The 19243-nt window shown below is 41.1% G+C and carries 19 protein-coding genes and 1 tRNA gene; 19 read left to right on the top strand and 1 reads right to left on the bottom strand.

Annotation, left to right across the window (positions count from 1 at the left end):
• Nucleotides 1-213: 213 nt before the first annotated feature.
• From cysD to nadA, 17 genes are all read left to right on the top strand, one after another.
• Nucleotides 214-1125: a sulfate adenylyltransferase subunit CysD gene (gene cysD / locus IEZ33_RS11385; RefSeq protein WP_191600187.1), complete on the top strand. Its 912-nt coding sequence runs from the start codon at nucleotides 214-216 to the stop codon at nucleotides 1123-1125.
• Nucleotides 1126-1229: 104 nt separating this feature from the next.
• On the top strand, nucleotides 1230-2843 hold the full coding sequence (cysN, locus tag IEZ33_RS11380; RefSeq protein ID WP_191600186.1) for a sulfate adenylyltransferase subunit CysN: 1614 nt from the start codon (nucleotides 1230-1232) through the stop codon (nucleotides 2841-2843).
• 300 nt (nucleotides 2844-3143) lie between these two features.
• Complete coding sequence (locus tag IEZ33_RS11375; RefSeq protein ID WP_191600185.1) at nucleotides 3144-3626, top strand: FKBP-type peptidyl-prolyl cis-trans isomerase; 483 nt, start codon at nucleotides 3144-3146, stop codon at nucleotides 3624-3626.
• A 103-nt stretch (nucleotides 3627-3729) separates the two neighbouring features.
• Entirely contained in the window at nucleotides 3730-4215 is a 486-nt protein-coding gene (locus tag IEZ33_RS11370) for a GreA/GreB family elongation factor (RefSeq protein ID WP_191600184.1), read from the top strand.
• 139 nt (nucleotides 4216-4354) lie between these two features.
• Nucleotides 4355-5995 (top strand): NAD(P)/FAD-dependent oxidoreductase, encoded by a 1641-nt coding sequence (locus tag IEZ33_RS11365; protein WP_191600183.1) that lies wholly within the window; start codon nucleotides 4355-4357, stop codon nucleotides 5993-5995.
• A gap of 233 nt (nucleotides 5996-6228) precedes the next feature.
• Nucleotides 6229-7998, top strand: coding sequence for an aspartate--tRNA ligase (gene aspS / locus IEZ33_RS11360; protein ID WP_191600182.1), 1770 nt, complete (start codon nucleotides 6229-6231; stop codon nucleotides 7996-7998).
• Between the two features lie 112 nt (nucleotides 7999-8110).
• Complete coding sequence (ruvC, locus tag IEZ33_RS11355; RefSeq protein ID WP_240009510.1) at nucleotides 8111-8695, top strand: crossover junction endodeoxyribonuclease RuvC; 585 nt, start codon at nucleotides 8111-8113, stop codon at nucleotides 8693-8695.
• Entirely contained in the window at nucleotides 8692-9300 is a 609-nt protein-coding gene (ruvA, locus tag IEZ33_RS11350) for a Holliday junction branch migration protein RuvA (RefSeq protein WP_191600181.1), read from the top strand. The genes ruvC and ruvA overlap by 4 nt, the downstream gene beginning before the upstream one ends.
• Nucleotides 9300-10313, top strand: a complete 1014-nt coding sequence (gene ruvB / locus IEZ33_RS11345) for a Holliday junction branch migration DNA helicase RuvB (RefSeq protein ID WP_191600180.1) — start codon at nucleotides 9300-9302, stop codon at nucleotides 10311-10313. The genes ruvA and ruvB overlap by 1 nt, the downstream gene beginning before the upstream one ends.
• A gap of 9 nt (nucleotides 10314-10322) precedes the next feature.
• Complete coding sequence (tolQ, locus tag IEZ33_RS11340) at nucleotides 10323-11003, top strand: protein TolQ (protein ID WP_191600179.1); 681 nt, start codon at nucleotides 10323-10325, stop codon at nucleotides 11001-11003.
• Nucleotides 11003-11434, top strand: a complete 432-nt coding sequence (tolR, locus tag IEZ33_RS11335; RefSeq protein WP_240009509.1) for a protein TolR — start codon at nucleotides 11003-11005, stop codon at nucleotides 11432-11434. Before tolQ ends, tolR begins: the two co-directional genes overlap by 1 nt.
• Nucleotides 11431-12489 carry a cell envelope integrity protein TolA gene (gene tolA, locus IEZ33_RS11330; RefSeq protein ID WP_191600178.1) on the top strand — a complete coding sequence of 353 codons (1059 nt, stop codon included), beginning with the start codon at nucleotides 11431-11433 and terminating at the stop codon, nucleotides 12487-12489. The genes tolR and tolA overlap by 4 nt, the downstream gene beginning before the upstream one ends.
• A complete protein-coding gene (gene tolB, locus IEZ33_RS11325) occupies nucleotides 12489-13781 on the top strand; it encodes a Tol-Pal system beta propeller repeat protein TolB (RefSeq protein WP_191600177.1) in 1293 nt (430 codons plus the stop codon). Before tolA ends, tolB begins: the two co-directional genes overlap by 1 nt.
• 19 nt (nucleotides 13782-13800) lie before the next feature.
• Nucleotides 13801-14358 carry a peptidoglycan-associated lipoprotein Pal gene (pal, locus tag IEZ33_RS11320; RefSeq protein ID WP_191600176.1) on the top strand — a complete coding sequence of 186 codons (558 nt, stop codon included), beginning with the start codon at nucleotides 13801-13803 and terminating at the stop codon, nucleotides 14356-14358.
• Nucleotides 14358-15110 (top strand): tol-pal system protein YbgF, encoded by a 753-nt coding sequence (ybgF, locus tag IEZ33_RS11315; protein WP_191600175.1) that lies wholly within the window; start codon nucleotides 14358-14360, stop codon nucleotides 15108-15110. Before pal ends, ybgF begins: the two co-directional genes overlap by 1 nt.
• A 44-nt stretch (nucleotides 15111-15154) precedes the next feature.
• Nucleotides 15155-15230, top strand: a tRNA-Lys gene (locus tag IEZ33_RS11310).
• Between the two features lie 71 nt (nucleotides 15231-15301).
• Entirely contained in the window at nucleotides 15302-16351 is a 1050-nt protein-coding gene (gene nadA, locus IEZ33_RS11305) for a quinolinate synthase NadA (protein ID WP_191600174.1), read from the top strand.
• Between the two features lie 47 nt (nucleotides 16352-16398).
• Here nadA and IEZ33_RS11300 read toward each other — a convergent pair whose 3' ends face one another.
• Nucleotides 16399-17724 (bottom strand): M48 family metalloprotease, encoded by a 1326-nt coding sequence (locus IEZ33_RS11300; RefSeq protein ID WP_191600173.1) that lies wholly within the window; start codon nucleotides 17722-17724, stop codon nucleotides 16399-16401.
• Nucleotides 17725-17835: 111 nt separating this feature from the next.
• Here IEZ33_RS11300 and IEZ33_RS11295 point away from each other — a divergent pair, with 111 nt between their 5' ends.
• Together IEZ33_RS11295 and IEZ33_RS11290 are read left to right on the top strand one after the other, a co-directional pair.
• Entirely contained in the window at nucleotides 17836-18081 is a 246-nt protein-coding gene (locus IEZ33_RS11295) for a sulfurtransferase TusA family protein (protein WP_191600172.1), read from the top strand.
• Between the two features lie 12 nt (nucleotides 18082-18093).
• On the top strand, nucleotides 18094-19167 hold the full coding sequence (locus tag IEZ33_RS11290; RefSeq protein WP_191600171.1) for an AI-2E family transporter: 1074 nt from the start codon (nucleotides 18094-18096) through the stop codon (nucleotides 19165-19167).
• Nucleotides 19168-19243: the final 76 nt, after the last annotated feature.

Here is a 19243-nt window from a genome sequence, read left to right as displayed (position 1 = left end):
GATCAATATTAGAGCTATCAGTCAGGGTAACTTATTAATAACCTTGTTTAACAGTAAAGTTAACCGAGCGGATTTGAAATGGGTGTATAAAAGATTAATATAAATATTCCTTTAAAGTCTAATAAGTTTTCTTTTTATAACTTAATGATATGCTATAGTGGTTTTATTAAGATAAACGCTAACCAGTTATGACTTTTATTGAGACAGTATATTATGACAACAGAGGCTAGACTCACTCATCTAAAGCAGCTTGAAGCTGAGAGTATTCACATCATCCGTGAAGTGGCGGCAGAGTTTGATAATCCTGTAATGCTTTATTCTATCGGTAAAGATTCGGCTGTGATGTTGCATCTTGCAATGAAGGCTTTTTACCCAGGCAAACCTCCTTTCCCTTTATTGCACGTTGATACTGGTTGGAAATTTAAGGAAATGATTGCCTTCCGTGATCAATTGGTTGCGAAATTAGGCTTGGAATTATTGGTTCATCAGAACCCTGAAGGCCTGGCTCAGGGTATTGGCCCGTTTACTCATGGTAGCTCAAAGCATACTGATGTAATGAAAACACAAGGTCTAAAACAGGCCTTAGATAAATACGGTTTTGATGCCGCGTTCGGTGGCGCAAGACGTGATGAAGAGAAGTCTCGAGCGAAAGAGCGTGTGTATTCCTTTCGTGATAAGCAACATCGCTGGGATCCTAAAAACCAACGTCCAGAATTGTGGAATATCTATAACGGTAAAGTGAATAAAGGTGAAAGTATTCGAGTGTTCCCTTTATCAAACTGGACTGAATTGGATATATGGCAATACATTTACCTAGAAAATATCGATATTGTTCCTCTGTATTTTGCAAAAGAGCGTCCGGTTGTAGAGCGTGATGGCACATTAATCATGGTTGATGACGAACGTATGCCGTTGCATGAAAATGAAAAACCTATGATGAAACCGGTTCGCTTTAGAACTCTTGGGTGCTACCCACTTACGGGTGCCGTAGAATCTGAAGCCGATACACTTCCTGAAATTATCCAAGAAATGCTGCTTACAAAAAGCTCTGAGAGGCAGGGGCGAATGATAGATCATGATTCGTCTGGTTCGATGGAAGAGAAGAAAAAGCAGGGTTATTTCTAACATTTAACGTGGTTTTCAATCTTCAGTATTGCAGGGTTTTACTACTAATGACCTGTATGTTGTATGAAAGGCCTAATTGACAGAGTAAGGTTTTGGAGTAAGTAATGTCTCATCAGTCAGAATTAATTAATAAAGATATATTGAGTTATTTAAAGCAGCATGAAGAAAAAGATATGTTGCGTTTATTGACGTGCGGTAACGTCGATGATGGTAAAAGTACCCTTATTGGTCGCTTACTTCATGATTCAAAGCTGATTTTTGAAGATCATATGGAAGCGGTCAAGCGTGATAGTAAGAAGTCCGGCACTCAGGGTGAAGAAGTTGATTTGGCTTTACTAGTGGATGGTTTGCAGGCAGAGCGTGAGCAAGGCATTACTATTGACGTTGCTTATCGTTATTTTTCTACTGAAAAGCGTAAATTTATTATTGCGGATACGCCTGGACATGAGCAATATACGCGCAACATGGCGACTGGGGCTTCAACGTCTGATCTCGCTATTATTCTGATTGATGCGCGTTATGGGGTGCAAACACAAACTAAGCGTCATAGCTATATCGCCGCTTTATTGGGTATTAAGCATCTGGTCATTGCAATTAATAAGATGGATTTAGTTGAATTCTCAGAAGAAAGATATAATGAAATAAAATCTGATTATTTGGCTTTTAATCAGCAGCTTGGTAATCGCGCTACCGATGATGTTCAGTTTGTTCCTTTGTCGGCTTTGAAGGGAGATAACGTAGTTAACCCTTCAGAAAATATGCCTTGGTACCAAGGCGGTTCATTAATGAATATCCTTGAAGATGTTAAAATTAATCGAGATGTAAGAAGCGATGCTTTTCGTTTTCCTGTGCAATATGTCAACAGACCAAACCTTGATTTCAGAGGGTTTTCTGGAACGGTTGCGGCAGGTCAAGTTAAGCCGGGTGATGAGGTGGTTGCCCTGCCATCTGGTAAATCCAGTAAAGTGAAGGCCATTGTTACGTATGATGGTGATTTGGAGGCGGCCAAATCAGGCCAAGCTGTTACGCTTACATTGGAAGATGAAATTGATGTAAGTCGCGGTGATATGTTGGCTCATAAAGGTAAAGAACCTTTAATGGCTACTACGTTAAGAGCTTCAATCGTTTGGATGGCAGAACATCCATTGATTCCAGGTAAATTGTACAACTTTAAAGTGGGTACGCAATCTGTTCCAGGTAAAGTGCATCATTTTGAGCATCGTGTTGATGTGAATACGTTAGAAAAAAGTGACATCGACCAGCTCGAGCTAAATGGTATTGCTGAATGTGTCATTCAGTTTGATGCCCCCGTTGCGTTCGATTCATACGTAGAGAGTCGTTTTACTGGTGCTATCATTGTTATTGATCGTTTAACAAACGTGACTGTTGGTGCTGCAATGGCTGAAGAGGCGGTTGCCGATCTTGATGCAAACACTGTCGTTACAGCGGAAGATAGAGCGGCTCGTTTAGGTCAAAAACCCGCGGTCATCTCCTTGTCTAAAAATGCGTTTTCTCAAGTTGAGCTAATTGAACGGGTTTTGCTTAATAAAGGCATTGTGGCTATCGTGAAGAAAAATGCCACAGAATCTGATGTGGCGCTTTTGAGAAAAACAGGTTTAACCGTTATTATTGAGAATGAAGCGTTGGCTGACTCCCATGTTACTGAAGAAAGATTGGATGATATCGTCTTCAGTGTGATAGAGACGGTTCGCTTATAACCGTTTACTTAATTCGGTTTCGTTTGAAAAATCCCAGCTTTGTCTGGGATTTTTTTTGACCACAAAATGACCAGGGCGTTGTGGTTGGCGGGCTGATACCTATTTTTGTTCGGTTGGGTATTTGTTGAATTTAACGGTTTCTTAAAGAAAAAGTGCCATTCAAGGTGGTTATTGGCGATTTGGGACGTTATTATGGGGGTTCTTATTATCAAGGTGCGTGAAGTCTCGCTATTTTTGAGTGGGCTTTTACTTAATAAAAGTCTCGTTCCTGCTACTTATAAATAAAAGAAGGAGATAGCAATGCAAATAGCGTCAAATACCGTAGTAAGCATGCATTATACATTGGTTGACGAAGAAGGTACTGAATTAGATTCCTCAATTGGTCAAGAGCCATTGGTGTTTTTGAGTGGTGCGCAAAATATTATTGAAGGCCTTGATAAAGCATTACAAGGTAAGAAAGCAGGTGATAAAGAATCTGTTTCTGTTTCTCCTGAAGAAGCTTATGGTCCTGTTTATCCTGAAATGGTTCAAGAAGTTCCTCGTGAAAACTTTCAAGGTGTGGATGTTATTGAAATCGGTATGCAATTTATGGCTCAAACCCCAGGTGGTGAGCAGCCTGTAACAGTTATTGCCGTAGGGGATGAAGGCGTTACTTTAGATGGAAATCACCCATTGGCGGGTAAAACACTAAAATTTGATGTTGAAATCATCGATGTACGTGAAGCTTCTCCAGAAGAATTGGAACACGGTCATGTTCATGGTGAGGGCGGTCATCAGCACTAAGCCAGCGTAAAAACTACCTGGTGTGAATAATGGCGCTTATGGCGCCATTATTGTTTGTGCAGAATAGTTTATCTTGATGGGTAATTAAGTTGTTGAATCGAAAATGTTAAATAAACAAGATGTGATCGAGAGTATTCAGTTGTGTTTAAAAGAAAGGCTTGCTGTGTCCAACAAGGCCGCGTTACAAGCGTATGAGCAGGCGACAAATGAAGAGTCTGTTGCTGAAAACAAATACGATACATTTGGCCTTGAGGCATCTTACCTAGCGCATGGACAATCCAAAAGGGTGATTGAATGTGAAAATGACTTGGCTGTGTTTGTGAAGCGTAAGTCTCAGTATCAAGTGGTTCGTCCTGTTGTTGCAGAAGGGTGTTTGGTTAAGCTCATTGATCAATCGAATCAAATGCAATACTTTTTTATTAGTCCAGTGGCTGGTGGGACGAAAGTTACACTTAAACGTGAGACTATTACCCTAATCTCAATCACATCACCACTAGGAAAGTGTCTTCTTGGAAAAGAAGAGGGCGATGACGTTGTGCTTAATTCTGCTCAGGCAATGAAAACCTATGAGATTGAAGATTGTATGTAAGTCAGAGCCTGAGAAGGCAGGGATGAAAACTTATCTTAGCGGTTTAAAGGCCTTCGTGGTAAACTACGCCGCTGAATTAAATAAGGTCTTTAACTCCTGAGTCCTGCCATCTAATACTAATTTGAGTACACCCACCTCCATGTTACGACTAAATGATATTAAATTGCCTCTTAATCATACAGATGAAGAGCTTGATAGCGCCATTGTTTCTACTTTAGATATTGAAGCAAGTGATTTAATTGGCTTTACCATATTTAAAAGAAGTTATGATGCCCGTAAAAAAGGCAATATTATCTTGTTGTATCAGTTAGATGTTGAGCTTAATGAGTCCGTTGAAAAAAAGGTTCTTCAAAGATTTGCTGATAGTCATGTGGTTAAACCGACCCCAGATACATCCTATCATTTTGTTGCGAAAGCAGAAGAAAATTTTCCCATGGCAGAGCAGTTAAGACCCGTTGTTGTGGGGTTTGGTCCGTGTGGCATTATGGCGGCATTGTTACTGGCTCAAATGGGATTAAAACCGATCGTTTTAGAGCGAGGCCAAGATGTGCGTCAGCGAACTAAGGATACGTGGGGGTTATGGCGTGATAGGAAGTTGAATAAAGAATCTAATGTTCAGTTTGGTGAAGGGGGAGCAGGTACATTCTCTGATGGAAAGCTTTGGAGTCAGGTAAAAGATAAGCGTTTCCTTGGCCGTAAAGTAATGGAAGAATTTGTTAAGTCTGGAGCGCCTGAAGAAATTTTATATGTTAGTAAGCCGCATATTGGTACCTTCAAACTAGTTAAGATGGTTGAAAACATCCGTGCTGAGATTGTTAGTTTGGGCGGTGAAATACGGTTTAACTCTAAGGTTGAGAAAATACATCGAGAGCATGAAGAAGGCTCCGACCAAGGTCGATTGACGGGTGTGACTTTGTCTTCTGGGGAAGTGTTACCAACGAATCATCTTGTGTTGGCGATTGGTCACAGTGCTAGAGACACCTTTCAGATGCTTTTGGACGAAGGCGTGTATATGGAAGCGAAACCTTTCTCAATTGGTTTTCGTATTGAACACCCTCAATCGGTAATAGATGACGGGCGTTTTGGTGTGCAAGCAGGCCATCCAATTCTTGGAGCGGCCGATTACAAATTAGTTCATCATTGTGAGAATGGACGCAGTGTGTACAGTTTTTGTATGTGTCCTGGTGGAACCGTTGTTGCGGCTACGTCAGAAGGTGAGCGTGTTGTGACAAATGGTATGTCTCAATATTCTCGTAACGAGCGTAACGCAAATTCCGCTATTGTTGTCGGCATTGATCCTAAGAAAGATTACCCAGAGCACGTTTTAGCGGGTGTTGACTTGCAGCGTCAGTTAGAATCATTGGCGTTTACCATGGGCGGTGAAAACTATAATGCGCCTGCCCAGTTAGTTGGTGATTTTTTAAAGGGTGTTCCCTCCACAGGGCTTGGTTCTGTTGAACCCTCATATAAACCAGGTGTTAAATTAACGGACTTATCCAAGGCTTTACCGACATTCGCTGTGGATGCGATGAGAGAAGCTTTACTGGTTTTTGATCGTCAAATTAAAGGCTTTGCTATGAATGACGCCATTTTAACTGGTATTGAGACTCGTACCTCTTCCCCTGTTAGCATTCGACGAAATAAAGACTTTGTGAGTATGAATACCACGGGCTTGTATCCTTCTGGTGAGGGTGCAGGTTATGCCGGTGGGATTTTGTCAGCCGGCATAGATGGTATAAAAGTAGCAGAAGCGGTTGCATTAAGTATTTTGAAAAAATAAAACGACGTTTTTGAATCTCTTTATTAATGCATAAAAGGGCATTGAATTTTACCTATGCCCTAGAGTGTATGCGTTTGTTCGCTTATAATGCGGAACCTTTTAGAATTTGAAAGAACCTAAAAAGTCGAAAACGAATTGATATGATCGTTTGACGCGCTCAAAGATCTTACCGCTGTCGACTTTTTGGACTTAAATAAACACTCTTACTGAGCTAGTAACAGGATATAAATATTATGCGCAGCCATTATTGCGGCGAATTAAATGCTTCCAATATTTCTCAAGAAGTCACTTTATGTGGCTGGGTTCATCGTAGACGTGATCATGGAGGGGTTATCTTTCTAGATGTACGTGATCGTGAAGGTGTTACTCAGGTCGTTTTTGATCCAGACCGTGCAGAAAGCTTTGCTCTTGCAGACAGTGTTCGTAATGAATATGTTGTCAAATTGACAGGGAAAGTAAGAGCTCGCCCTGAAGGTACAACAAACCCAAATATGCCAACAGGTGAGATTGAAATTTTAGGTCTTGATCTTGAAGTTCTTAATGGATCGGCCACTCCCCCATTCCAGTTGGACGAGCATCAAGCTGTTGGTGAAGATGTACGTTTAAAAAATCGCTTCATTGATCTTCGTCGTCCAGAAGTTCAGCAAAAACTTCGTTTCCGTTCTAAGGTAACTTCCGTTTTACGTCGTTATTTAGATGATAACGGTTTCTTGGATATTGAGACGCCAATTTTGACTCGTGCGACCCCTGAGGGTGCTCGTGATTACCTTGTTCCAAGCCGAACACACCAAGGCAGCTTTTTTGCTTTACCACAGTCACCACAATTGTTTAAGCAATTGCTAATGGTGTCTGGTTTTGATCGCTATTATCAAATTGCAAAATGTTTCCGTGATGAAGACTTACGTGCTGACCGTCAGCCTGAATTTACTCAGGTTGATATCGAGACCTCATTCATGAGTGAAGAAGATATCATGAAAATGACGGAGTCAATGATCACTGGGATGTTTAAAGAGCTTTTAAACATTGATCTTGGTTCATTCCCACGTATGCCTTATGCTGAAGCCATGGAAACCTACGGTTCTGATAAGCCTGATTTACGTATACCATTAACTATTGTGACCGTTTCTGACTTAATGACAGAGGTTGACTTTAAGGTGTTCTCTGGGCCTGCTAAAGATGAGAAAGGTCGTGTGGCCGCGCTTAAAGTGCCTGGCGGTAATGCGCTTACACGTAAGCAAATTGATGAATACACCAAATTTGTTGGTATTTATGGTGCTAAAGGTCTGGCGTATATTAAAGTTAATGACAAAGCCAATCTTGAAGAGGGTTTGCAGTCTCCGATTGTTAAGTTCTTGCCAATTGAGGTTCGTCAGCAATTGTTGGATCGTCTCGATGCTCAAGATGGCGATTTAATTTTCTTTGGTGCCGATTCCATAAAAGTAGTGACAGAAGCTTTGGGTGCCTTACGATGTAAAGTAGGGGATGACTTGAATCTGTATACATGTGAATGGGCGCCTCTATGGGTTGTTGACTTCCCTATGTTTGAAGAAACATCTGATGGTGGTATTACCGCTATACATCATCCATTTACCGCGCCATCTTGCTCTGCTGAAGAACTGAAAGCTAGCCCATTAACGGCCTTATCTCAGGCTTATGATATGGTACTAAACGGAACTGAGTTAGGTGGTGGTTCGATTCGTATACACAAAGGTGAGATGCAGCAAACAGTATTTGAATTGTTAAATATTTCACCTGAAGAGCAAGAAGAAAAATTTGGATTCTTACTAGATGCACTAAAATTTGGTGCGCCACCGCATGGTGGTTTAGCGTTTGGTTTGGACCGCTTGGTTATGTTGATGACGGGTTCACAATCCATTCGTGACGTTATTGCCTTCCCTAAAACGCAAAGTGCAACCTGTTTGTTGACTCAAGCGCCGGGTGCCGTAAGTGACAAACAGTTGAAAGAACTGAGTATCAGAGTGCGTAAACCTGTTGTTGAGTAAGTTTTTTATAGCAAAGATTTTAAAATTGTAAAGAAAGTATAAAAAAGGTCGCTTAATGCGACCTTTTTTCATTACTATTAATATTGATTGAAGTACTGTTGGGATATACAGTGTGTTTTCTGCGAAAGGTGGTAAAGTGTTAACACGTATTCTGGCAATCGATCCTGGCTCAAGAATAACTGGCTTTGGTATTATAGATGTTGATGCCAAAGGTAAAATAAAATACGTAAACAGTGGTTGTATAAGGCTTCCTGATGACGTGTTGTCTGTGAGGTTGAAAAATATTTATCTGAATGTTCAGACACTTTTTGCTGAATATAACCCTGATGAGTTTGCTATTGAAGAAGTGTTTTTGGCAAAGAATGCTAACTCCGCGTTAAAGTTAGGCCAGGCTCGCGGTGCCGCTATTGTCGTTGCGGCACTGAATGATGTATTTGTTCATGAATATTCCGCCAAGCGAGTAAAACAATCGGTCGTTGGGAGTGGTTCTGCTGATAAATTACAGGTGCAACAAATGGTTCAATTATTGTTGTCGTTAGATAAATCGCCACAGGCCGACGCCGCCGATGCATTGGCCATTGCTTTATGTCACGCGCACACCAGAACGGCGTCTGGTTTAGAATATGGTACTGGTAAGCGAGCACTAAGAAACTCAGGTAAACGTTGGACTGAATTAGATGTAAGGAAAATAAAGTGATTGGTCGTTTGGTTGGTAAGTTAGTAGAAAAAATGCCGCCTGATTTATTGGTTGATGTTGGTGGTGTTGGTTATGAATTAAGTGCTTCAATGACGACCTTTTATGAGTTGCCTAGTGTTGGTGGGCAAGTTGTTTTATATACTCATTTTCAAGTTAAAGAAGATGCTCAGACTTTGTATGCATTTATTGATAAATCAGAAAGAGCGCTCTTTCGTATTTTAATTAAAGTCAATGGGATTGGCCCTAAAATGGCATTGGCTATATTGTCGAGTATGTCATCAGATGAATTGGTTAAATTTGTTCAGGAGTCCGATGTTACCGCCCTGACAGGCATACCTGGTGTTGGTAAAAAGACAGCTGAAAGATTAATTGTGGAGCTAAGGGACAAACTAGGTCAAGCCGCAAAACAAGATCTTTTTTCTACCCCCGCTGTACTTAAACAGGTTCAGGCAGATCCAAGGCAAGAGGCCGAGTCTGCGCTCATTTCATTAGGCTATAAACCACAAGAAGCCTCAAAAGCCATTGCGCTTATTCCAATGTCTAATGCAACAAGCGAAGATGTCATAAAAGCGGCATTAAAGAATATGCTTAGAAAGGCTAATTGATGATTGAATCTGATCGCATTATTTCGGCTGAGCCAAAAACAAGTGAATTTCATCATGATAGAGCAATTCGTCCCCAAAGTTTGTCGGAATACATTGGGCAGCCAGTTGTTCGTGAGCAAATGGAGATTTTTATCCAGGCGGCTAAGCAGCGTAATGAAGCGCTTGATCATTCTTTGATCTTTGGCCCGCCGGGTCTTGGGAAGACAACGTTAGCCAATATTATTGCAAATGAAATGGGGGTTGAGATAAAAACGACTTCCGGGCCTGTTCTTGAAAGAGCTGGAGATTTGGCCGCTTTGTTAACGAACCTAAATGAGGGCGATGTTCTTTTTATTGATGAGATACATAGATTAAATCCAGCTATTGAAGAGGTTCTGTATCCTGCGATGGAGGATTACCAGCTAGACATTATGATAGGCGAAGGCCCGGCTGCGCGTTCCATAAAAATTGAGATACCGCCATTTACTTTGATTGGTGCGACGACAAGAGCGGGATTATTAACATCGCCTTTGCGAGATAGGTTTGGTATTGTTCAGCGTTTAGAGTTTTACAATGTTGAGTCGTTAACCTCCATTGTGAGTCGCTCAGCAAAGAAGCTTGGTATTGAGATGGATCAGGCTGGAAGCTTTGAAGTAGCGCGTAGATCAAGAGGCACCCCAAGAATTGCTAATCGTCTATTGCGCAGAGTAAGAGATGTTGCGCAGGTCAAGGGTGAGTTGTGTGTGGGTGACGTTATTGCTAAACGCGCTCTCGATATGTTGAGTGTTGACTCTCAAGGTTTTGATCACCTTGATCGTCGTATGTTATTGACTATGATTGAGAAATTTGACGGGCGGCCTGTAGGTCTAGATAATATTGCTGCGGCTATTGGAGAAGATAGAGATACAATTGAAGACGTAGTTGAGCCTTTCTTAATACAGCAAGGGTTTATAATGAGGACGCCAAGAGGTCGTCAAGTTACCAAACGGGCATATGAGCATTTTAATTATCAGTTGCCATCAGATTTAACTTAGAGGTATAGAATGTCAATTTGGGGACTTATTGCAAGTGCAAGTGTCGTCGTTCAGTTAGTAATGTTGTTGTTATTAACGGCGTCGGTTGTTTCTTGGGTTATTATTTTTCAAAGAACGCGTGTTTTGCGTAAAGCGAAGGCGGTTCGCAAAACGTTTGAAGACTTGTTTTGGTCCGGAATGGATTTAAGCCAGTTGTATCGTCAAATTACTGTAGATGGTAGATCGGTTGATGGCATAGAGAATATTTTTACAGCCGGTATTAAAGAATTTACTCGTTTAAGACAGACATCTAATGTCGATCCTGATGCTGTTATGGAAGGTGTGCAACGCTCAATGAGAGTGGCCATGTTTCGTGAGGAGGAGAAACTTGAGAAACATTTATCATTTCTTGCCACGGTAGGATCAACAAGCCCTTATGTCGGTTTATTCGGTACTGTTTGGGGGATAATGCATTCATTTATTGGTTTAGCTGAAGTACAGCAGGCTACCCTTGCCACCGTTGCCCCTGGCATTGCTGAAGCGCTCATAGCAACGGCTATTGGCCTTGCAGCCGCTATTCCTGCGGTAATTTCATACAATCGTTTTGCCGCCGTGTCTGACTCACTATCATCAAGCTACGAAAATTTCTCTGACGAATTTGCGAGTATCCTTCACAGAAAAGTTCATGTGCGTGATGGAGGAGTAGCTTAGTGCCTCGTTTAAAACGACGTAGTAAACGACGTCCGATGTCGGAAATTAATGTTGTCCCCTATATTGATGTTATGTTGGTATTGTTGGTTATTTTTATGATTACCGCCCCCATGCTGACTCAAGGGGTGAATGTCGAATTACCAAATGCAAATGCAGCTCCGATACCTGATCCTGACTCTGAGGTGTTGGTTGCTTCTATAGATGATCAAGGCAACTACTTTTTGGATTTTGGCGGTACCCAAGATGCAATAAGCTTAGCTGATTTGCAGGATAAAGTTCGGAAAGTGCTTACGCAGAATGCATCTTTACCTGTTTTGGTTCGAGGTGATAAAAACGTTCCTTATGGCGATGTTGTGCGCTTAATGGTGGCATTGCAAGCGGCCGGAGCGCCAAATGTGGGGCTTGTGACGGAGCCTGAGTTGAAAAAATGAAGTTGTTTCATCAAGAAAGTTATGCTCTACCCATCGTACTTGCTGTTACTTTGCATCTTCTTGTTGTGCTGTCGGCGCTGTTTGTGTGGGACTTTTCTGAAGCAGAAGAAATAAAACCAAAACGAGCACCTATTGTCCAGGCCAGTGTGATTGATATTAAACAAACGTCCATCGGCAAACAAACTGAAGCTGAAAAGAAAACTCAAGAACGAAAAGCGCAAGTGATTGCTCAAGAAAAAGCAAAAGCCAATGCGTTGCAAAAGCGACAAAATGAACTTAAGGCACTTGAAGACCAAAAAAGACAATTGGCGCTCACTAAGAAAAAGCAGGAAGAGGCCAAAAATAAGGCGGAGCAGGATAGAGCGAAGCAGTTAAAGATTGAAGCCGATAAGCAGCAGAGAAAAGAGGCTGAAGCTAAAAAGCAAAAAGAACAGCAAGCTTTAGAGGCAAAAAAGCGTAAGGAAGCTGAGCAACGGAAGAAAATGGAAGCAGAAAAGAAAGCCGCTGAGGCTGCTAAGAGAAAAGCAGAAGAGGTAAAAAGAGAGGCTGAAGCAGAAAAGAAACGTGTCGCAGAACAAAAGAAAGCAGCAGAAGAGAAAAAGCGGCAAGAAGCGGCCAGATTAGCCAATGAAGAGAAAAAACGTAAAGAAGAGTTGCGGCGTCAACAAGCAGAAGAAAAGCAGAAGTTGGCTGAGCAGCAGATTGCTCAAGCGTTAGCTGAAGCGGAGAAAGCTAAAAGAGATGTGGCTGAGCAACAAATGGTTCAGTCCTTAAGTGCTTTAATAAATGACCGAATTGCTAGGGCGTGGATTAGACCGCCAAGTGCTAGAAATAATATGAGGACCTTTTTAAGGATATTTTTCTTACCAACAGGTGAGGTTAGTCAAGTGAACATCACGAAAGGCAGTGGTGATGCTTTGTTTGACCAGCGAGCCGTAGATGCTGTTAAACGTGTTGAGAAAATTGAGGAGCTAGCTGACCTGGACTCCTATGTTTTTGAACGTAATTTTCGCCAAGTTGATTTAATATTTAATCCACAGGATTTGAGACGCTAATGAAAAAAATATTATTGTTGTTACTGTATTGTTCTTGTCTGTTCTCGAGTGTTGCTCGGGCACAGCTGGTTATTGAGATTACCAATGGGGCGGATCAGCTTCTGCCAATCGCGGTTGTTAAGTTTGGTAATGAAGGCTCGCAGATACTTCCAGATGTGGCTCAAATCATTGAAGATGACCTCAAGCGCAGTGGCTTATTTAATGCGATACCCAGAAATGTGATGCTAAGTCAGCCAACGAAAAAAGAAGACGTATTTTATCGTAATTGGCGATTGTTAAAGGCGGATTACGTGCTGATTGGCTCGATTAAATTGCTTTCGGGAGATACATACGAGATTGAATTTGAATTATTGAACGTGCTGGGGCAAAAAAATGTTCAAGGTCGTGAAAGTATTAAAGTTAGGAAAAATAATTTCCGTGATGCGGCGCACTATATAAGCGATAAGGTTTATGAATTGTTGACTGGTGTTCGTGGTGCATTTAGCACAAAAATATTATATGTAACCGCTGAGGGTGATAAAGCAAAACCGACCTTCCAGTTACAAGTTGCTGATGCGGATGGATTTGGTCCTCAAGTAATCGTGGAATCAAAAGAACCAATTTTATCTCCTTCATGGAGTAATAATGGTCGTTTTATCTCTTACGTTATGTTCAGAGATCGTAGACCTAATATCTTTATTCAGGAGTTGGCGACAGGTAAGCGCCAAAAAATTGCTCAGTATAAAGGATTGAATGGGTCTCCGTCTTGGTCACCTGATGGGAAAAAGTTGGCTTTAGTGCTGTCTAAAGATGATAATCCGGAGATCTATGTTCTTGATATTGCAACACAAAAATTAACTCGTATTACGAATCATTATTCGATTGATACAGAGCCAAGCTGGGAACCAGATGGTAAAAGTATCATCTTTACTTCCGATCGAGGAGGCAACCCTCAAATTTATCGCGTTGATATCGCTTCTAAAGCGGTTGAAAGAATAACCTTTGAAGGTGAGTTGAATACCAGAGCTAGAATGACGCCAGATGGACGCTTTTTAGTGACGGTTCAGAAAAATAATGGTCAGTATAATATCTCGTTGCAAGATATGAATAATGGACGTGTACAAGTCTTAACAGAAACCTATCTAGATGAGTCACCAAGCATTGCACCTAATGGTAGTATGGTTATGTACGCCACTACGTATAATGGTAAGGGGATTTTATCTGTTGTTTCCGTTGATGGATTGGTTAAATATAGGTTACCATCGGCGGCTGGAGATGTAAGAGAACCATCGTGGTCCCCTTACTTCAAATAGATCACTTAAGGAGTGAAGAATGAGTATTACAAAATTAAGTAAAATTGCGGTAGTAGGTTTGTCGGCAGCGTGGATCGTAGGTTGTAGTACTACAGCTTCTGAAACGGATTCATCAGCTAGCTCTGTAGAAACATCTGAGGCGACAGATCAAGCGTTTGGTGCTGGTGATGATGGCTCTTTAACAAGTGTTATTGTTGCTGATGACTCTGCGGTAGCAAATGAAAATGGCATGGCCATGCTTGACGGTGTAGCGACTGTTTTCTATTTTGATTTTGATAAGTCAATTGTACGTCCAGAATCTCGCGAAGCATTAACCATGCATGCTCAATACTTAGTAGCTAACCCTGATGCGCGCGTTGTTCTTGAAGGTCATGCTGATGAGCGTGGAACACGTGAATACAATATGGCTTTGGGTGAGCGTCGTGCTAAAGCAATTAGTCGTTATTTAACTATTCAAGGTGTTGCGGCATCACAAATTGAATCAGTAAGCTTCGGTGAAGAAGTTCCAGTTGCTTTTGGTCATGATAACAGCTCTTGGGAGCTAAATCGTCGTGTTGAAATTCGTTACGAAAACTAATGATGATTGATGCTTCAAAGCTTCGCTCCTACGCAATGGTGCTGTCTCTGACAGCATCATCTGCGTTGGTTCATGGAGCAGATAATGGTCTCACTCCCGCGGCAGCCGCTGAGCTTTTGTATCAGTTAGAAAGCTTGCAGATGGAAGTTTCTCAGTTAAGAGGTAAGATTGAAGAGCAGTCTCACGAACTTAATAAAATGAAGAGAAACCAGCTAGATCGTTATATTGACCTAGATAAAAGATTAACAACTTTGCTCAATAAGCCGGCCGCTGCACCTGTGGTTGCATCACCTCTTTCCGTTCCGGTTGTTAGTGCTTCGCCTTCTACTGCTGGCTCTTCAATAGTATCGGCCCCTATTCAAGTAGAAAAGCCTACTGCTGAAGTTCAGGCGGCTTACCGATCTGCATATGATTTGGTAAGAAATAAGAGTTACGTAGTTGCTGATCAAGCGTTTACTGATTTCGTGGTTAAGTACCCTAGGAATGAGTTAACGGGCAATGCTTATTACTGGCTAGGTGAATTGAAACTTGTGCAGAATGATAAAGCGCAAGCGTTGAAAAATTTTGAGATAGTATCGACACGTTTTTCTGGTCACACTAAAGAGGCTGATGCTCTTTACAAGTCAGGAATCGTATATGATCAACTGAATCAAAAAGAGAAAGCCCGCGCCTTACTGTCTCAAGTTATTGATGGTTTTCCTGAAACAAATACAGCGAAATTAGCGGCTGGCTATTTGTCTAATATAAAATAAAATCTTGTAATTTTCAGGCAGTTCTATAGTATGCGAACCCCGTTGGGTCGTTAGCTCAGTTGGTAGAGCAGTTGACTTTTAATCAATTGGTCACTGGTTCGAATCCAGTACGACCCACCACTAAGAACTGCTTTATTCATTTTCTCCATAGTTTAGCCAGCACCTGTCATTCAGTTAATAGGGTTAATAATATGTCTACTGTCATCGACAAATCGCCATTAAGAAAAACAGTCCAAGAATACCTGTCTTCTGCCGAGCAACTAATAAAAGAGCCTTCTCTAGATTCCGAGTTACTTAAAGAGGAAATTAAATCTTTATTAATTGAAAAAGACGCTGTTTTGGTTGCGCATTATTATACTGATGATGACATTCAGTCTCTAGCTGAGGAAACGGGTGGCATTATAGCCGATTCTCTTGAGATGGCTCGATTTGGAGCAAATCATAGTGCTTCAACATTAGTTGTGGCTGGCGTAAAGTTTATGGGTGAGACCTCTAAAATTTTAAGTCCTGAGAAAACGGTTATCATGCCTACCCTTGAAGCAACTTGTTCATTAGACATAGGGTGCCCAATTGATGAGTTCTCTGATTTTTGCGATCAATACCCAGATCGCAAAGTGGTTGTTTATGCAAATACCTCTGCAGCGGTAAAAGCGAGAGCTGACTGGGTTGTTACTTCTAGTATCGCGCTGCAGGTTGTGAATCATCTGGTTGATCAAGGTGAAAAGATTGTCTGGGGCCCTGATCAGCATTTGGGTGGTTACATTCAAAAGCAAACGGGCGCTGACATGATTCTTTGGGATGGAGCATGTATTGTTCATGAGGAGTTTAAAGCTAAGGGTATTCTGGATTTAAAAAAAGTACACCCGGATGCGGCCATATTGGTTCACCCTGAGTCCCCTGATTCAGTCGTTGAGATTGCAGATGTTGTTGGGTCCACTTCTCAGCTGTTAAATGCATCTAAGGAAATGTCAAATAGTACCTTTATTGTCGCTACAGACAGGGGGATATTTTATAAAATGCGCCAAGCATCTCCTCATAAAACCTTTATCGAAGCGCCAACTGCAGGTTCAGGTGCTACTTGTAGAAGTTGTGCTCATTGCCCTTGGATGGCTTTAAATAGCTTAGAATTGCTTCGTGATGCCTTGAAACACGGTACGGATGAGATACATGTTGAAGAGGAATTAAGGCGTAAAGCTCTAATACCACTTCAAAGGATGCTGGATTTTCAAGTGGCTCGATAAATCTAGTTTGCTTGTCAAAGATCAAAAGCAGGCTTGGCCTGCTTTTTTTATTTGGGGGGCAGGTTAAGACTTTTTTGGGCTTCTATAATGGTGTTTATATTGTCTAATGTGGATGCAATAAGTTGTCTTTCTTGGGTGTTTGCAAGCTTTTTCGCTCGGTTTAAATGTGTAAGTGCTTCATCTGCTTTACCTTGATCAAAACTTTTTTGAGCTAAATAAGTGAGTGTAAGCGGTAGATTTTGATTGTGCTTAGCGATATTAATTCGAGTATCGAGAGACTGATTTCTTTGGTATTGATATGGTTTCGTTTTGGGTGCGCTGTGCTCAGGCTTGAATGTTGTTGAAGCCAGCAATGTTGTATAGGTTGCGTTGTCAGGATCAAGCGCCAGTTTTTTATGGATGAGATTGGTGGCCTTGTCTATTTGTTTGCTGCTTATGTAAATCTGTGCTTTTAAATACGCTTCAAATTCATTGTTTTCATTAAGCTTCTCTACCATTTCTGGTGCTGTTTTAATGTCTCTGAGCCAAAAAGATAGAATATCAATGTAACGTTTTATTCTGGGGTTAGGGTGCGTTAAAAAACTGTGGTTGATTGATTCTGTTAATAGAGATCTATAAACCAGCAGTGTCGCTCGAAAATATTGAAAGTACTCACTTTCATGTTTAAACATAATACTCACCGGCTCAATTGAGTTTAGTGAATCGGACGCTCTGTTTTGGGGGACGGGGTGAGTAGAAAGGAATTCAAGTTGTTCGCCTCTGGGTGATGCTTTTGAAAAGGATAAAAAAAGTTCATTCATGGCGGATGAACCTATACCGGCTTTGGCTAAATATGATTTTCCTATTCGATCTGCTTCTTGTTCTTGCGCACGGCTGTACGACAGTGCGTTTTCGCTATGGTTAGCCATGCCCCCAAGCCAAAGGGCTGATCCTGCTTCAGAATCTGACCCTGCTAGTGCAAGAGCGATGCTTGTTCCGATTAGTGCCAGCATCTTTTTTTGCTCTTGGAGGGCGTTTTGTTGTTGGCGCTCATAATGTTTAGCATCAAGGTGGGCCGCTTCATGAGCTAACAATGCAAAGAACTTGTCTTCTGAATCGAGTAGCTTAATGATGTCAGAATACAAAAAAAGATGGTTGCCGGGCATGACAAAAGCATTGCTTGTTGTGCTGTTGAGTATGCCAATTTCTACGTGTTTATCTGAAAGATTAGTATATAAAAGTAATCGGCCTAGGCTTTCGCTTAAGTAATCATAAGCCGGAGGGAAGTTGATAAGTTGTTGACTGCCATTTAACTGTCTAAACCAGTATTGTCCAATCACATAGGATGGGTTGTCTAGACTTCTTTCAGAAAGACTTTTTTGCAAGCTTGGCAAAATGATTTCATTAGCGTAGCAAAAATTAGAGCACAGTAATAATGTGATGCAGAGATTTTTTAAAGTAGTAAGATATTGCTTCATAATGGTAAATTTTATAGGTAGGCTTATATGAGTATAAACACCATACACAAATATGATGTGTTGGTCGATGCTAGTGGTGACTGTTGCCCTATGCCATTGCTTAAAATGAAGATGGCTTTAGCGAAGATGTCACCAAAAGAAGTTTTATGTATAGTAACTACGGATGTTGGTTCTAAAAAAGACATTCCTTATTATTTGAGCCTTACCGAACTGTGTTTAATTGAACAATTCGATGAAGGAGATGTGTTTACTTTTGTTGTTCAAAAAAATTAGAAGTGGGTCAATATGTTAAAGATAGTTGATAATTTAGTTAAGCGCTATTTTTCTGATGAAGAGGCGGTGATATTTTTATTGCTGCTTGTTAGTATCATTGGAATCCTCTTCTTTTTAGGTAATATTCTTGCTCCAGTGCTCATTGCTATTGTACTGGCTTTTTTGTTGCAAGGAATTGTCGAGAAATTAAAGAAAATTGGTATGAACCACGCTATATCTGTTTCCTTGGTATTCTTCTCCTTCTTGATGGGATGTGGTGTATTTGTCGGTTTGATGGTTCCTATCGTGTGGGAGCAATCGGTGCGTTTAATTAATGATGTCCCAAGAATGCTGCTTGAACTGCAAAATTTACTGCGTCAACTTGCTGAAGGGGCAAATCCTATTATAAGTCAAAGCTCAATTAATGGTGTGTTAAATGATCTCTCTTCCGAACTAACCAATGTGGGTCAATGGCTGTTATCTTTCTCTCTTGCAAGTATTCCCTCCTTATTTTCAGTAATGATTTATGCCGTTTTAGTACCATTAGTGATGTTTTTTCTAATGAAGGACCAGCATAAGATTATGTATTGGTTTACTGGGTGGTTACCGAAAGAACGCAGTATGATGAAAAACATTGCTCAAGAGATGAATTCGCAAATAGCGAACTATATTCGTGGCAAGTTTATTGAAATGTTTGTAGTAGGCATAGTGACCTATGTGGTTTTCGCTGTGTTTGGGTTGAGGTACGCAGAGTTACTGGCATTATTGGTTGGTTTGTCTGTATTAATTCCTTACATTGGTGCAGCGGCGGTAACAATTCCTGTTGTTCTAGTGGCATTCTATCAATACGGCATTGAAGATAATCAGTTTTTATATGTCGTAATCGCCTATTTAGTTGTGCAGGCGTTAGATGGCAATGTATTGGTCCCGCTTTTATTTTCGGAAGCCGTCAATTTACATCCATTGGCCATTATTGTGGCCGTGTTATTTTTTGGTGGTATTTGGGGGTTCTGGGGGATTTTCTTTGCCATTCCATTAGCGACATTAGTGAAAGCAATTTTAAATGCTTGGCCTAAGGAGAGTCTTCCTCGCTTGACTCAGGCTTAAGTTTGATTGTGTCGTGCACTCCCGCATTTTTATAAATTCTCTGTAGAATGAGGTTGTGCACGATCACAGGGGCTTA

Source organism: Marinomonas algicola (assembly GCF_014805825.1).
Lineage (GTDB): Bacteria > Pseudomonadota > Gammaproteobacteria > Pseudomonadales > Marinomonadaceae > Marinomonas > Marinomonas algicola.
Note: the sequence above shows the minus strand (reverse complement) of the source record. Positions and strands in the feature narration are given on the sequence as shown.

Coding starts and splice junctions, on each gene's coding strand:
- cysD (WP_191600187.1), top strand. CDS start 214: ATGACAACAGAGGCTAGACTCACTCATCTAAAGCAGCTTGAAGCTGAG.
- cysN (WP_191600186.1), top strand. CDS start 1,230: ATGTCTCATCAGTCAGAATTAATTAATAAAGATATATTGAGTTATTTA.
- IEZ33_RS11375 (WP_191600185.1), top strand. CDS start 3,144: ATGCAAATAGCGTCAAATACCGTAGTAAGCATGCATTATACATTGGTT.
- IEZ33_RS11370 (WP_191600184.1), top strand. CDS start 3,730: ATGTTAAATAAACAAGATGTGATCGAGAGTATTCAGTTGTGTTTAAAA.
- IEZ33_RS11365 (WP_191600183.1), top strand. CDS start 4,355: ATGTTACGACTAAATGATATTAAATTGCCTCTTAATCATACAGATGAA.
- aspS (WP_191600182.1), top strand. CDS start 6,229: ATGCGCAGCCATTATTGCGGCGAATTAAATGCTTCCAATATTTCTCAA.
- ruvB (WP_191600180.1), top strand. CDS start 9,300: ATGATTGAATCTGATCGCATTATTTCGGCTGAGCCAAAAACAAGTGAA.
- tolQ (WP_191600179.1), top strand. CDS start 10,323: ATGTCAATTTGGGGACTTATTGCAAGTGCAAGTGTCGTCGTTCAGTTA.
- tolA (WP_191600178.1), top strand. CDS start 11,431: ATGAAGTTGTTTCATCAAGAAAGTTATGCTCTACCCATCGTACTTGCT.
- tolB (WP_191600177.1), top strand. CDS start 12,489: ATGAAAAAAATATTATTGTTGTTACTGTATTGTTCTTGTCTGTTCTCG.
- pal (WP_191600176.1), top strand. CDS start 13,801: ATGAGTATTACAAAATTAAGTAAAATTGCGGTAGTAGGTTTGTCGGCA.
- ybgF (WP_191600175.1), top strand. CDS start 14,358: ATGATGATTGATGCTTCAAAGCTTCGCTCCTACGCAATGGTGCTGTCT.
- nadA (WP_191600174.1), top strand. CDS start 15,302: ATGTCTACTGTCATCGACAAATCGCCATTAAGAAAAACAGTCCAAGAA.
- IEZ33_RS11295 (WP_191600172.1), top strand. CDS start 17,836: ATGAGTATAAACACCATACACAAATATGATGTGTTGGTCGATGCTAGT.
- IEZ33_RS11290 (WP_191600171.1), top strand. CDS start 18,094: ATGTTAAAGATAGTTGATAATTTAGTTAAGCGCTATTTTTCTGATGAA.